General features: G+C 54.1%; 10 protein-coding genes and 1 tRNA gene. 9 read left to right on the forward strand and 2 right to left on the reverse strand.

The features are described 5' to 3' along the window. The first annotated feature begins 80 nt into the window (after nucleotides 1-80). From LJ738_RS07715 to LJ738_RS07725, 3 genes are all read left to right on the forward strand, one after another. Nucleotides 81-2,525 carry a DUF349 domain-containing protein gene (locus LJ738_RS07715; protein WP_227785760.1) on the forward strand — a complete coding sequence of 815 codons (2,445 nt, stop codon included), beginning with the start codon at nucleotides 81-83 and terminating at the stop codon, nucleotides 2,523-2,525. Between the two features lie 132 nt (nucleotides 2,526-2,657). Next, a tRNA-Thr gene (locus LJ738_RS07720) sits at nucleotides 2,658-2,730 on the forward strand. Between the two features lie 143 nt (nucleotides 2,731-2,873). Continuing rightward, nucleotides 2,874-3,743: an EamA family transporter gene (locus LJ738_RS07725; RefSeq protein ID WP_227785761.1), complete on the forward strand. Its 870-nt coding sequence runs from the start codon at nucleotides 2,874-2,876 to the stop codon at nucleotides 3,741-3,743. 11 nt (nucleotides 3,744-3,754) lie between these two features. On the opposite strand, the gene LJ738_RS07730 is transcribed toward LJ738_RS07725, so the two are convergent. Further along, nucleotides 3,755-4,567: a phosphatase PAP2 family protein gene (locus LJ738_RS07730; protein WP_227785762.1), complete on the reverse strand. Its 813-nt coding sequence runs from the start codon at nucleotides 4,565-4,567 to the stop codon at nucleotides 3,755-3,757. Nucleotides 4,568-4,716: 149 nt separating this feature from the next. Here LJ738_RS07730 and LJ738_RS07735 point away from each other — a divergent pair, with 149 nt between their 5' ends. The 6 genes from LJ738_RS07735 (at nucleotide 4,717) to LJ738_RS07760 (ending at nucleotide 13,188) form a co-directional block, all read left to right on the forward strand. Beyond that, on the forward strand, nucleotides 4,717-5,883 hold the full coding sequence (locus LJ738_RS07735) for a hypothetical protein (RefSeq protein ID WP_227785763.1): 1,167 nt from the start codon (nucleotides 4,717-4,719) through the stop codon (nucleotides 5,881-5,883). A gap of 108 nt (nucleotides 5,884-5,991) precedes the next feature. Continuing rightward, complete coding sequence (locus tag LJ738_RS07740) at nucleotides 5,992-6,639, forward strand: HD domain-containing protein (protein ID WP_227785764.1); 648 nt, start codon at nucleotides 5,992-5,994, stop codon at nucleotides 6,637-6,639. A gap of 61 nt (nucleotides 6,640-6,700) precedes the next feature. Continuing rightward, nucleotides 6,701-6,931 carry a hypothetical protein gene (locus LJ738_RS07745; protein WP_227785765.1) on the forward strand — a complete coding sequence of 77 codons (231 nt, stop codon included), beginning with the start codon at nucleotides 6,701-6,703 and terminating at the stop codon, nucleotides 6,929-6,931. Between the two features lie 213 nt (nucleotides 6,932-7,144). Beyond that, nucleotides 7,145-9,745: a DNA gyrase subunit A gene (gene gyrA / locus LJ738_RS07750; RefSeq protein ID WP_227785766.1), complete on the forward strand. Its 2,601-nt coding sequence runs from the start codon at nucleotides 7,145-7,147 to the stop codon at nucleotides 9,743-9,745. Nucleotides 9,746-9,940: 195 nt separating this feature from the next. Further along, nucleotides 9,941-11,098: a tetratricopeptide repeat protein gene (locus LJ738_RS07755; protein WP_227785767.1), complete on the forward strand. Its 1,158-nt coding sequence runs from the start codon at nucleotides 9,941-9,943 to the stop codon at nucleotides 11,096-11,098. Nucleotides 11,099-12,162: 1,064 nt separating this feature from the next. Continuing rightward, nucleotides 12,163-13,188, forward strand: coding sequence for a hypothetical protein (locus LJ738_RS07760; RefSeq protein WP_227785768.1), 1,026 nt, complete (start codon nucleotides 12,163-12,165; stop codon nucleotides 13,186-13,188). Between the two features lie 87 nt (nucleotides 13,189-13,275). Here the strand turns inward: LJ738_RS07760 and hisIE are convergent, their stop codons facing one another. Beyond that, the gene (hisIE, locus tag LJ738_RS07765; RefSeq protein WP_227785769.1) at nucleotides 13,276-13,944 is read right to left on the reverse strand and encodes a bifunctional phosphoribosyl-AMP cyclohydrolase/phosphoribosyl-ATP diphosphatase HisIE; all 669 of its coding nucleotides are present in this window, start codon (nucleotides 13,942-13,944) and stop codon (nucleotides 13,276-13,278) included. Between the last annotated feature and the right edge of the window lie 22 nt (nucleotides 13,945-13,966).

Genomic DNA, 13,966 nt, shown 5'->3' on the forward strand with positions numbered 1-13,966 from the left:
GGACATATTTTTGTTTTATTCCAATCTCTTTTTGCTCTCTCTTCTGGCTTCCGTAGTGAAGCTGGCTTTTACGTAGAATTATGGCTACTGAAGAAATACCTACTGCCCCGCTCGCCGGTGGCACCGACCCGGCTGCAGACGACCGAATGACCATTTTGCAACGTCGCTTAGCCGAGATTCAAGGAACCCCCGAGCCCGCCACACCAGCTTCGGCTGATGGGGCTGCTCAAGTAGAAATGCCGCCCCAGGGTACGCCTGAGCTGCCCGCCGACCAGCCCGTAGGCGCAGGAACGGCCGAACCGCTTGCCGAAATCCCCGCAACTGCCTCAGAAGCTGCCCTGGCTCCCGAGGCCGGCACGCCCGAAGCGGCTGCCGCGGCCGAAACGGCCCACCACGTGCCCGATTCCGTGACCGTAAACGGCCACGATGTGTCGGCTCCACTTGCCCGGGCGGTAAACCACTATGGCAGCGAAATGGCCCACCCGGAGGAAGCCCACTTTCCGGCGCCCAATCCGGAGGCCCTGCCCGCCGATGAGCACATTGCCAGCGCAACGCCCGCACCCATTGCCGACCCCGAAACGCTGAGTGCTCCCGCCCCGGAAGCCACCGTAGAAGACCAAGCACCGGAGCTGCCCACGGTGAACCTGCACAGTGCTGCCGAGATTGATGCGGCACCCGAAGCGGTAGCAACGCTGCCTACTTCGGAAGAAACGCCTTTGAATGCAGAGCCTGCCACTGCCGAGCAGGAAGGTGGTGCGCATGGCGAGGACACTTTTGTGCCCGAAACCGCCGCCCCGGATTTCACGGCCTTGGACTTGCCGGCTCAGGCAGCCTATCTGGTGCAGTTGCTGCGCCGGCCCGATGCCGCCCGCAACCGCAAGCAGATTCAGGACCTCACGCGTCAGTACGAAACCAACGTGGGCCTGGCGCGCAGCTCCGCCCGCCAGAAGTTCTCCGAAGGCGGCGAAGGCGCCGAAGCCTTTGCTTTCCAGCAGCCCGAGGGCCAGCAGGAGCTTAACAAAGCCCTACAGGAATTCCGCGAAAGCCGCGCCAAGGATGCCAAAGCAGAAGATGCCAGCCGTACCGATAACCTCGCCAAGAAAAAGCAGCTGCTCGACCAGTTGCGCTTGCTGGTAGAAGCGGCCGAAACCAAGGACAGCTCGGCCAAGCTCAAGGCCCTGCAGGCCGAGTGGAAGGCCACCGGCGCGGTGCCCCAAACCGACAGCCAGGCCATTTGGGATACTTACCACGGCTTGCTCGATATTTACTACAGCAAGCAGGGCCGCTTCCTGGAGATGAAGGACCTCGACCGCCGCCGCAACCTGGAGGCCAAAGAAGCCCTCATCAAGCGGGCGGAGGCCCTGGCCGATGTTCCCGGCATCAACAAGGCGCTGGACGAGCTGACCAAGCTGCACGAAGACTGGAAGCACATCGGCCCGGTGCCCAATGACCAGCGCGAGCCGCTGTGGCAGCGTTTCATCGCGGCATCCGACGTGCTGCACCAGCGCCGCAAGGAGTTTGTAGATATCCGCTCGACGCAGGAAAAGGCCAATCTGGTAGTAAAGCAGGCCCTGCTGGAGCGCGTGTTGCCTTTCGCTACCTTCGACACCGACCGGGTGAACCTGTGGCGCTCCAAAACCGACGAGCTGCAGGAAATCAAAGCCGAGTGGGAAGCCGCAGGGCTTGTGCCCCGCGCGCAGGCCGATGCCCTGAACAAACAATATTGGGCTGCCTACAAAGCCTTCTTCAACCGCAAAAACGAATTCTTTAAGTCCCTCGACAACGAGAAGTCGGCCAACGTGAAAGCGAAGGTGGCCCTCATCGAGCAGGCCGAAGAAGCCGCCAACAACCCGGATTCGGATGCTGCCCGTCAGGTCATCATTCGGGTACAGAAGGAGTGGAAGGACGTGGGCCGCGTGCCGGATAAATTGGCTGACAAGCTCTGGCACCGTTTCCGCGCCGCCTGCGACGCCGTATTTGAGCGGCCCAAGCAAGAGGCCCGGTTCCGCGAGGAAAAGGTGCAGCAGTCATCGGTGGAGCAAACCACGCACCTCGACAAGATTGCCGACCAAGTCAACGCCCTCACGGCTGATAACCCCGGCACGCTGGAAGGCTTCCGCGAAATACTCGCGGGCTGGGTGGCTGAGTTTGACCCCACCGACGACCAGCCCGGCCGTGGCACTTCCGACCGCAGCGAGGAGCAATTGCTCACGTTGCTCGGTAAGTACCTCGACCACGTGCCCGGCCTGAGCTACGCCGACAAGAATGACTTGTTGTTCCAGGTAGAAGTGGGCCGTTTGAAAGCGCGCCCGCAGGCCCAGCAGCAGCTTTCCCGGAAAGAAATGGCCCTGCGCAAGGAAATCAACGAACTGGAGAACGACCACGCCACGCTGCAGACAAACCTGGACTTCTTCGCTCGTTCCAAAAATGCCAACCAATTGCGCGAGGAATACCAAGGCCGCATCGCCGAGGGACAAAAGCGCATTGAGACGCTGAAGAAGCAGTTGAAAATTATTCGCAGCTAACGCGACGGTAAAGGCACTGTTTTACAGTTGAAAGGGCCCCGACAGCATTGTTGTCGGGGCCCTTTTTTATAGAAATTGAGCCACAGAGGCTGGCAGAAGCACGTCGCTTATGTACTTTTGTGGTACCTCAACGCCTCCTTAGCTCAGCTGGTAGAGCAACTGACTTGTAATCAGTAGGTCGCTGGTTCGATCCCGGCAGGAGGCTCACGTTGCTAAACGCCCGCTGTAAATCAAGTATTTGCAGCGGGTTTTTTGTGGGCGTATGCCAAGGAATTGAGCTGTCCTCGTAGGTTGAGCTGATATTGCCGCACGCAATGTGAGCAAGACTCCGTCTGGAAATTTATTGTGATGAAATCTCTCCGTTTTGGTTCGCTGCCGCCGGTGCCATCCGTGCTCATGGCCATATTGAGCGTTCAGGCGGGCGCGGCCATCGCCAAGGGCCTGTTTCCGGTGGTGGGCGCGGCAGGGGCGGCGGGAATGCGGATTGGGCTATCAGCCGTGATGTTGTTGGTAGCCTTCAGGCCGCCGCTCCGGCAATTGACGGCCGTGCAGTGGCGGGCGGTGATTCCCTACGGTGTGGCACTGGGCACCATGAACTTCTTGTTTTACCTGGCCTTGGCTCGCATTCCGCTGGGGCTGTGCGTAACGCTTGAGTTTGTGGGCCCCTTGCTGCTGGCCGTGGCCGGCTCACGTCGGGCATTAGACTTGGTTTGGGTATTGCTAGCGGGCGTGGGCATTGCGCTTATCGCTCCATGGACCGGCCAAGGTGTCGACCTGCTGGGTGCTCTGTTTGCGCTACTGGCTGGCGCGTGCTGGGTGGCCTACATTGTGCTGGGCGGCCGGGTATCGCAGGTTTTGCCCGGCGGAGCAGCGGTTGCCACGGGAATGTTGTTTGCTACCCTCACCATATTGCCCTTCACCGTGGCCAGCGGTAGCCTGGCTTTGCTCACCCCGACCTTGTATGGAGCCGGGGTGGCGCTGGCACTGCTTTCCAGCGCGCTCCCATTTAGCCTGGAGATGAATGCCCTGCGGATACTGCCGGCCCGCTCATTCAGCATACTGATGAGTCTGGAGCCGGCAGCAGCGGCCTTGTGCGGGCTGGTATTTCTGAAAGAGCACCTGATTCCAACGCAGTGGTTGGCCATCACGCTGGTGGTAGCAGCTAGTATTGGAGCTACGGTGTCGGCAAAAAAAGTAATAGCGCCCGTAGAAGTCTGAAAGGTCGATATCTATTTCGGCTGCCAGGTGATGCTAAGGCCCGTGCCGCCGGCCGGGCTCCACATGGGCAGCACGCCCACATCGCGCCCTATGGGCTTGCGGCCCCAGCGGTTGCGGTGCGATAGGTAAGCCAAGTGGGCCGAGAGGATGCCCACGCCGGCGCCGGCCACTACGTCGCTTTCCCAGTGCTTGTCGTTAATCATGCGCAGGGCGGCTACGCTGGTTGCAATGGTGTAGGCGCCCACGCCGTACCACTGGCTTTTGTCCCGAAACTCGGTGTGCACGATACTGGCCGCCAAGAACGCCTGGGCTGTGTGCCCCGAGGGGAACGACAAGTGGTTAGAACCATCGGGGCGCTCAATGGCGGTCAGGGTTTTGATGGCATAAACCGTCGTAAGCATAATGGCCTCGCTTTTCACCAGCACCAGGGCCAGGTTCAGGCGGTCGTCGCGGGAGTCAACCCCAGCCAGCAAGACGGCCCCAATTTCGAAATAGGGCGCAAACTGCAGATAGTTGTCAATATGGGTACGGTAGCTGCCAAATGTGTGGCGAATGTCCTTTTGCGCATCGTAGGAGCTATAGAAACCATGCCCATTGATGGTGCTGGCTCCGTAGCCAATGAGTACGGCCGGCACAATTACCGCCCGAAACCCCTTGCTTTTGAGAAACGGCCGGTGGGTAGTATTTGCCTTGGAAGGGGGAGTCTGATACTTATGAGTCGTATCGGCAGGAGCGGGGGCTGCCTGGGGTACCTGGGCAGTGGCAAGCTGTGGGGCTTCGCTCAAGGCGAATGCGAATACTAGCGGGAGGATATAGCGAGACATCGGGGGAGGAACTGCGTTCGGGGTGCGAAGAAACTGGCTTAAGAGCGAAGTCTGACACGAGACTTCCCAATGGGCATATAAGCGGTAGCGTGGCGGAGCAAGTTAACTTGCTGCCCCGTTCTGAATTCCCTTTATCTTTCTGTCTAAGTATGCGTTTGTTGGAAGTGGTGTCACCGGCTCAGGCCCAGGAATTTCTACGCTTCCCTGTACGCCTATACGCTGGCGACCCCAATTATGTGCGGCCACTAAACCAGGATATCAAAGGGATATTTGACCGGAACAAGAACAAATACTTCACTCACGGCGACCTGGCCCGGTGGCTGGTGGTAAACGAGTCCGGCCAGACCTTGGGCCGGGTGGCGGCTTTTGTGAATGAGCGGACAGCAAACACTTTTGCCCAACCCACCGGAGGCATGGGTTTTTTTGAGTGCATCAATAGCCAGGAAGCCGCCAATATGCTACTCGATGGCTGCCGAGCCTGGTTGACAGATAGGGGAATGGAAGCCATGGATGGGCCCATTAATTTCGGCGACCGGGACCAGTGGTGGGGCCTGCTGCTGGACAACTTCGGCCCGCCGCTATATTGCCAGAACTACAATCCGCCCTACTACCAACGCCTGCTGGAAACGTACGGTTTTGAGCTCTACTTCAATCAGTACACGTATTTCCGCAAAGTAGCCGACCCGATTTCGCCGGAATACCAAGAGAAAGCCGCTGCGCTGTTTACCAACTCCGAATACAGCTTCGAGCACCTGCGGCTCAACAACCTGGCTAAGTATGCCGAGGATTTTCGGCAGGTGTATAACAAAGCGTGGGTAAAGCACGACGGGGTGAAGGAGATGAGCCCCGAGCAGTCGGCTCACATCATGAAAAAGCTGCGCCCGATTATCGACGAGCGGGTATGCTGGTTTGGCTATTACCGGGGTGAGGTCGTGGGTTTCTTCATCTCCTTGCCGGAGCTTAACGAGCTTTTCAAGTATGTCAATGGCAATTTGAACTGGCTCGGGAAGCTCAAATTTGCCTGGTACCGGTGGCGGGGTGCGGTTCGTACCCTTACCGGTATTGCCTTTGGCATAGTGCCCGAGCACCAGCGCAAAGGACTGGAAATGGCTTTTGTATTAGCTGTTTCCAAAATGGTGCAGGACACTACCAAGGTCAACTACGAGGACTTCGTGATGAACTGGATAGGGGACTTCAACCCCAAAATGATGCGCATTGCCGAAACCATAAATGGCCGCATCTGGCGCACTCACGCCACTTACCGCTACTTGTTTGACCGCGATAAGCCCTTTGAGCGCGCGCCGGTAATTGAGTGATTGCAGCTGTTGAGCTAACTCTGGCCCGCGTACAGGCTGTTACTTTTGTTTGCCCGGGGAGTAGTCCGCGAGGCTTAGGTTTTTCAGTTTAGCTCAACTTTTTATCTTTTGGATATAATAGCCGCAACCGCCCAGTTTATCGAACAGAAGTTTGCCGATGAGGGCAGTGGGCATGATTGGGCGCACATCCGCCGGGTGTGGCTGATGGCCCGCCGTCTGGCCACGGCCGCTCCCGAAGCCGACCACGAGGTAACGGAACTGGCCGCGCTGCTGCACGACATTGCCGACTGGAAGTTCCACGATGGCGACTACGAAGCCGGGCCGCGCGCTGCCCGTGAATGGCTGCGCAGCCAGCAATCCCCAGAAGCCTTGATTGCGCGGGTTGAAACCGTTATCCGGGAGGTGTCTTTCAAGGGATTGGGGGTTGCCACGCCGGTTTCTTCCATTGAAGCCGCGCTGGTGCAGGATGCCGACCGGCTCGATGCCATTGGGGCCATTGGTATAGCCCGGGCCTTCGCCTATGGTGGGCACAAAGGCCGCCCCCTCCATGACCCGGCCGTGGCGCCAGTGGCGCACGACAGCTTCGCCAGCTACCAAAAGAACTCGGCGCCTACGCTCAACCACTTTTACGAAAAGCTGCTGCACCTCAAAGACCGGCTTAGCACTGATGCCGCCCGCCAGGTGGCCCAGGAACGGCACGCTTTCATGGAAACCTACGTGGCCCGATTCTTGGCCGAGTGGGACGGAATCGACTAAAAGGGGAGGGCCCGACGTTTATGTGATGCTCGTCGGTACCCGTATCCGCTACCTTTGTCTTATGAAATTGCTCCTCCGTTTGGTGCCTTGCCTGCTGCTGTTGGCAGTGGCCAGCTGCCGTACCTGCCCCATAGAATCCTGCCACGTGCGCAAGGTGCATTTGCACAGTGGCACAAAGTATCACGGCCAGCCCTGGTTCAAAAAACAGAACCCGGCGATTGGCGAAAAAATCAAGACTTATAACCCCAAGTCTGGCACCCACGACAACGATAAGAGCAAGACGCTCAAATAGGGGCTAAAGTATAGTGCTTTGTTAATGTTTATTAAGGCTGTAAACTCGGTTTACACACCGCTTTGAACCTCAGCAAAAGATGCCCTAAAAAGGCCGTGGCGCTTGTCGTTACGGCCTTTTTGTTGTAACTTCGCACGCATATAAAGAACCATTCACCCTGCGGCTTAAATCACTCTAATTCGGGGTTTCTTGAGCCGCCTATCAACCCCCTAAATGGCGGAAGGCGAAAAAATCATTTCGATAAACATCGAAGACGAGATGCGGGGCGCGTACATCGACTATTCGATGTCGGTCATCATCTCCCGGGCCCTGCCCGATGTTCGTGACGGCCTGAAGCCCGTGCACCGGCGCGTGCTTTATGGCATGAGCGAGCTGGGTGTGGGCTACAATAAATCCTACAAAAAATCAGCCCGTATCGTGGGCGAGGTGTTGGGTAAATACCACCCGCACGGCGATACGTCGGTGTACGACACCATGGTGCGCATGGCCCAGGACTGGAGCCTGCGCTACCCGCTGGTGGACGGCCAGGGTAACTTCGGCTCGGTCGACGGCGACTCGCCGGCTGCCATGCGTTACACGGAGGCCCGCCTCAAGCGCCTGGCCGACGAAATGCTCAACGACCTGGACAAGGACACCGTTGACTTTCAGCCCAACTTTGACGACTCGTTGGAGGAGCCCAGCGTGATGCCGGCCAAATTCCCAAACCTGCTGGTGAACGGCACGTCGGGCATTGCCGTGGGCATGGCCACCAACATGGCTCCCCACAACATGACGGAGGTTGTGAACGGCATCATTGCCTACCTCGACAACCCGGACATCACGGTGGATGAACTGATGCAGTACGTGACGGCGCCAGACTTCCCCACCGGCGGCATCATTTATGGCTACGAGGGCGTGAAGCAAGCATTCCACACCGGCCGCGGCCGCGTGGTGATGCGGGCCAAGGCCACTTTCGAAACCAGCAAGACCGGCAAGGAGCAAATCATCGTCACCGAAATTCCCTACATGGTGAACAAGGCGTCGATGATTGAGAAGACCGCCGCGCTCATCAACGACAAGAAGATTGAGGGCATTTCGGACATGCGTGATGAGTCGGACCGCGACGGCATGCGCATTGTGTACGACCTGAAGCGCGACGCCATGCCCAGCGTGGTGCTCAACAACCTCTATAAGTACACCCAACTGCAAAGCTCCTTCGGCGTCAACAACGTGTGCCTGGTAAAAGGCCGCCCGATGACGCTGAACCTGCAGCAGCTCATTCAATACTTTGTAGAGCACCGCGCCGAGGTCATCATCCGCCGCACGAAATACGAGCTGGCCGAAGCCCAGAAGCGTGCCCACATCCTGGAGGGCTTGCTGATTGCGCTCGACCACCTCGATGAGGTAATTGCCTTGATTCGCGGCTCGCGTGACCCGGAAGTGGCCCGTGGACAGCTCATTTCGCGCTTTGCGCTGAGTGAAGTACAGGCCCGCGCCATTCTGGACATGCGCCTGCAGCGCCTCACTGGCCTGGAGCGCGACAAAATCGTGGCTGAATATGAGGACCTGATGCGCCTGATTGACCACCTGAACGCTGTATTGGCGTCGGATGTGTTGCAGCGTGGCATCATCAAAACGGAGCTGGAAGATATCCGCGAGCGGTACGGCGATGCCCGTCGCACGGAAATCAACTACGTAGGCGGCGACTTCTCGACGGAAGACATGATTGCCGACGAGGCTATGGTGATTACCATCAGCCGCGAGGGGTACATTAAGCGCACCAACCTCGACGAGTACCGGGCCCAGGGCCGCGGTGGCGCCGGTTCGCGTGGGGCTGTTTCCAAGAAAGACGACTTCACCGAGCACCTTTTTGTTGCGACGACGCACGAATACCTGCTGTTCTTCACGGAGCTTGGCCGCGTATTCTGGCTCAAGGTGTACGAAGTGCCGGAAGGAGGGAAGGCCACCAAAGGCTTGCCCATTCAGAACCTCATCGAAATTCCCCGCGAAGACAAGGTTCGCTCCGTACTCAACGTGCGCGGCCTGAAGGACCCGGACTACCTGGAGAACACTTACCTGATGTTCTGCACCGAGCAAGGCACCGTGAAGAAAACTCCCCTGGAGGCTTACTCGCGTCCTCGCACCGCGGGCATCAACGCCATCACCATCAACGATGGCGACCGGATTCTGGACGTGCAGCTGCTGGCTCCGAACTCGGAAGTGGTATTGGCTTCGCGTTTCGGCCGTGCTGTTCGCTTCAACGAATCCAAGGTGCGCTCCATGGGCCGTTCGGCGGCGGGTGTGCGCGGTATCAGCTTGTCCGATACTCCCGGCGACCGGGTGGTGGGCATGGTCTGCCTCGCCGACCCCACGCAGGAACTGCTTGTGGTGAGTGAGAATGGCTATGGCAAGCGCAGCCCGCTGGACGAATACCGTGTGACCAACCGTGGTGGTAAAGGCGTACGCGCCATGAAACTGACGGAAAAGACCGGAAATTTGGTAGCCATCAAAGACGTAAATGATACCGACGACTTGATGATTATTAACAAGTCGGGTATCACAATTCGCTTGCGCATGAGCGACCTGCGGACTATCGGTCGGGCCACTCAGGGCGTGCGGCTGATAAAGATTGGCAGCAACGACGAGATTTCATCGGTGGCTAAAGTAGCGGCTGAAGAGAAAGATGAATCCGAGACGGAAGCTACGTTGGTAGTAGTAGATAGCTCGGAAGAGTTGGCCGAATCCAGCAGTGGAGTTATTACCGTTGGCGTGCTTGACATCGAGCTTGATGACAATACCGCCGATGAAGAACCCGATGCCGAAGATTTGGCATAATTGCTGAAGAGGAGCGGGGCGGTCCAATGGGTCGCCCCGTTTATTTTTGGCATACTGAATGCAATACTACCGTTATAATTGCATCAGTAAACACTTTTTTGCTCATCTATTTTTCATCCTTTCCGCTCAAAATGTGTTAGTTATAACCGGAATCAACCTGCTTAATTAACACACCCACGGCACATTCCCGATTTTATGAAGAAGACTTTTTTGACGTTTGCCGCGGCCACCGTGCTAGCAGCTGGTTTGCCTTCGCTTGCGTCGGCCCAAAATTCGGCAGTGACCAATGCCATCCTGAACCAGCGCACCGGCCTGCTCGATAAGGCCCGCGCTGATATTGATAAGGCCATTGTGAATGAAAAAACCAGCACCAAAGGCAAGACATGGTTTACGCGCGGCGAAATCTACCAGGCTATGATGGAAAGCCCCATCTACAGCAAGCAGCTCCAGCCTGGTGAGGGACTGCAGAAAGCCTACGAGTCGTATGCCAAAACCATTGAGCTGGACACCAAAACCGGTGAGTTTGGCAAGCAGGCGGTAACGCGAATGGACAATTTGTATGGCCGTGCGTTCAACGATGCCGTGGCTAATTACAATGCCAAGGAGTATGACAAAGCCATTGCCAATTACAAGCTGGCTTCCCAAATTAAGCCCCAGGATACCACAGCAGTGCTGTATTCGGCTTATGCGTCGGAAGCAAAGCAGGATTTGGCCGGTGCAAAAGCTAGCTACAACCAGCTGCTTGGCATGAATTATAAATCGGTGAACGTGTATGCTCGTTTGCTGCAATTGGCTAAACAGCAAGGCGACAATGCTGAAGCTGCTAAGGTTCTACAACAAGCCTTGGCAGCTTATCCCACCAACAAGGCCTTCATGCTCGAAGACCTGAACATGTCGTTGGCCAGCGGCAAGGGCGAGGATGCTTTGGGTAAAATCAATAAAGCCATTGTCGCCGACCCAAGCAATTCGAATCTGTATGCGGTGCGTGGTTCGATGTACGACCAGCAGAAAAAAACAGACCTGGCCTTGGCCGATTATAAGAAAGCCGTTGAGCTGGACCCTAATAATTTTGATGCTCAGTTCAACCTCGGCGTCTACAATTATAACCGTGCTGCCGACGCTTACACCAGGGCAAGCAAAATGGACCTGAAAACCTATCAGACGTCTGGTAAGAAATACGAAGCCGAAGGTAAGAAGTATTTTGAGGCTTCGGTTCCGTATTTTGAAAAGGCTTTGCAGTTGCAGCCCAATGACCGCAACACACTCTCGTCGCTTCAGAAAGTGTATTTCCGCTTAGGTCGTACTGCTGACTCTGAAAGACTCAACGCGAAGCTCAAGTCCCTTGGAAAATAAGCTTTTAGTTTGATAAGAGGAGGGCCCGTCCACAGTGTGGGCGGGCCTTTTTTTGCGGTTTCACCATGATTTGCGGAAATCAATTTAACATAATATAAATTATAAGACAACTAGTGGTGTTATTTATCAAGCCACTTTATCCAGTCTAGTGAAAAGCTTACTAGTCAGATGATTTAAGACGTCTATGAGGCGTCTATTTGATGTTAACTATACCTGTAGATTAAGTTAACTGTGAACCATCTTTAAGAAATTGTTGAGTAAGTATTTTAGCACGGCTAGTTTTGGTATTGTCATGCAAACGAGTTTTTGTAAGCTATATGTTTGCTACCCTTTTTTTATGGCGGAGTTTCTAACGTTTGAGTTGTAGTTGTTGGGTTCAATATTATAAGTGCTGTGAATAAAAGCTGCTTCTTATAAAGATGTTTGATGTCCAGTCGTTGGTGGCCATCTCAAAAATGCGCTTCATTATTAGTTGCTATTATATGATTAGTATAATTATAAGCAATTATGCTGACGCGGTGTCATATCTCAGTTTTTGAGAGCGTATTTGGTAGTAAATGATTTATGTATAAGAGAACATAGATTTCAATTTATTACATCACTGGGCAATAATCTTGGGCTATGCTAAAACTTTCTGTGTCTTGTCAAGATTTCTTTTTAGATGATACAAAAAAGTACAAACCAGTAGAATTTTTTATACTTTTGTATACTTTTATCGGAAGCAATGGTGTTAGCGGTTTATGCTCCTACCCTATTATTGGACATCGAGTAATGCATTTTTTAGAACTCAAACTTTATTACTGAAGAAACCTAAAAACTATAGTTGCTTAAGTTTACAAATGAAACTTAAACATATCAGTACAAAACCAAGTATTTAACTGGCGTCGTCTAATTCCCTCCTATTGCTGACAGAGCACATACATAAATACCAAACATAGAGTATAATTAAGTACAAAAATCCCACATTTTTAAAACTTTTTTATACTTTTGAAATTTAACCTTATCCTAATCTCAACCTTAACGTTATACTTGCAAACCCTAACAAGACCCAAGGACGAATACTAATGCCAAAACTTATAGACTACCCAAGAACTACCTATGCTGGAGCCTGGGAACTAGCGGAGGTAACCGACGATACTGGCGGAAAATGTGCTATTGAAACTGCAGCACGTAAGCTTAACCGTAAAGTAAGTGGCTCATTCAAAGCCATAATCGGCTCAGCAGTGAAGTTTGGGCTGTTAACAAGCAAACGAGACTTGCTTACAACAACAACGCTATTTAAGCGAATTAAGCATGCTTACGATAAGCAGGAAGAGCTGCTTTTTCACCGAGAGGCATTCCTAACACCACCACTCTTCACTCAGTTGTGTAGAAAATTTCGCTCAAGGGAGCTTCCTATTCAAATGCTTGACGTCATGCTCATCCGCGAGTTTGGGGTGGAAGAAATCAATGCTCAGGGCGTTGCAAAGGCCTTCGTTGAAGGCTGCAGAATGGTGGGCCTACTGGATGAGCGGAATATGATTGCTGATATAGACGCGCTTGCAGCCCAACAGGCTCCACGACGTGAGTTAGCGAGCCCACAACCTATCGTCAATTCCTTCAGAGGCGAGCATTCTAACCAAAACGACAGCTATCCATCCCAGCAACCTGAAACGGCAGAATCAAACCATGCACATAGCGAGCCTTTTTTTGATGACGAATTCGAGTCTGTAAAGCCCTTAGTAGATATAATGCCCACTGCTAGACCTGTAGTTACCCCCACCCAAAAATCAGGAGGCCAGGATGCAATTGCCAGTTTATTTGGTTTTACGGGAACTTCTCAACCGGCAAGACCCGCCGAACCATCACCAGCAGCAACTACCCGAGCAACCTCTGAAGATACGAGTATACCCATGACGGAGCCGCAAGCTCAACAAGTAACGAATCAAGTAGCTGCAATTCCTATGCAAAGTCTTCAAGGAACCAATAGTGGTTACCAAATTCAGGTCAGTGGCCCTGGCATTAACACCTCGCTATCAATCACTGAGGAAGAAGATATTACCATTGCTATTGCACTTCTGGAGAAAATCAGAAGACAATTGAAGGCATAGTAACGCAGGTATTGAGTTCAAACAAAACGGCGGCTACAACTCGATAAAATGAGTTTTTAGCCGCCGTTTTGTTTTAGCCTTTAATACTTAACCTTCTGTAAGGTGGCGGGTGTTCGGCAAACGATGTCTCTCCTGTAACACACTAATAACTTCTGCCATCGGCACACCCGAGGCAACTAACAATACCAATAAGTGATACAGCAAATCTGCCACTTCGCTGGGAAGGGTTTCACGGTTGCCGCCTACAGCATCAATAACCGTTTCAACAGCCTCCTCTCCTACTTTTTGAGCGATTTTAGCAATTCCCTTATTAAACAGGGACACCGTATAAGAAGTAGGTGCACGCTCGGGGAACTTATGCCTTTCCACAATTAGCCGTTCCAGGCCTGCCAGAAAGCCAATGGGTGCTGCTGGCGCCAACGTTTGCTCCGGCTGCTCAAAGCAGCTCACGGTGCCTCTGTGGCAGGTCGGGCCGGCGGGAATAGCCCGGATAAGCACCGTATCTGCGTCACAATCGACGTGCAGGCTGACAACGGTAAGGAAGTTGCCGCTGCTTTCCCCTTTAACCCACAAACGGTTTTTTGAACGGGAAAAGAAGGTCACCCGCCCGTCCTGCTGAGTTTTGGCCCAGGCTTCCTCGTTCATATAACCGAGCATGAGCACCTGGCCGGTATCAGCATCCTGCACAATGGCGGGCAACAAACCAGTAGCGGGGTCAAACCGCACGGTTGCGGGGTGAGAAAATGCAGCACTCATTGGATAAAGGAAAAAGGGAAGC

The sequence above is a fragment of the Hymenobacter plasmatis genome, from assembly GCF_020711255.1.
GTDB lineage: Bacteria > Bacteroidota > Bacteroidia > Cytophagales > Hymenobacteraceae > Hymenobacter.

Excerpts from the sequence above, each read along its gene's own strand:
- LJ738_RS07715 (WP_227785760.1), top strand. The coding sequence starts at position 81 with ATGGCTACTGAAGAAATACCTACTGCCCCGCTCGCCGGTGGCACCGAC.
- LJ738_RS07760 (WP_227785768.1), top strand. The coding sequence starts at position 12,163 with ATGCCAAAACTTATAGACTACCCAAGAACTACCTATGCTGGAGCCTGG.
- LJ738_RS07730 (WP_227785762.1), bottom strand. The coding sequence starts at position 4,567 with ATGTCTCGCTATATCCTCCCGCTAGTATTCGCATTCGCCTTGAGCGAA.
- LJ738_RS07745 (WP_227785765.1), top strand. The coding sequence starts at position 6,701 with ATGAAATTGCTCCTCCGTTTGGTGCCTTGCCTGCTGCTGTTGGCAGTG.
- LJ738_RS07725 (WP_227785761.1), top strand. The coding sequence starts at position 2,874 with ATGAAATCTCTCCGTTTTGGTTCGCTGCCGCCGGTGCCATCCGTGCTC.
- gyrA (WP_227785766.1), top strand. The coding sequence starts at position 7,145 with ATGGCGGAAGGCGAAAAAATCATTTCGATAAACATCGAAGACGAGATG.
- hisIE (WP_227785769.1), bottom strand. The coding sequence starts at position 13,944 with ATGAGTGCTGCATTTTCTCACCCCGCAACCGTGCGGTTTGACCCCGCT.
- LJ738_RS07755 (WP_227785767.1), top strand. The coding sequence starts at position 9,941 with ATGAAGAAGACTTTTTTGACGTTTGCCGCGGCCACCGTGCTAGCAGCT.
- LJ738_RS07735 (WP_227785763.1), top strand. The coding sequence starts at position 4,717 with ATGCGTTTGTTGGAAGTGGTGTCACCGGCTCAGGCCCAGGAATTTCTA.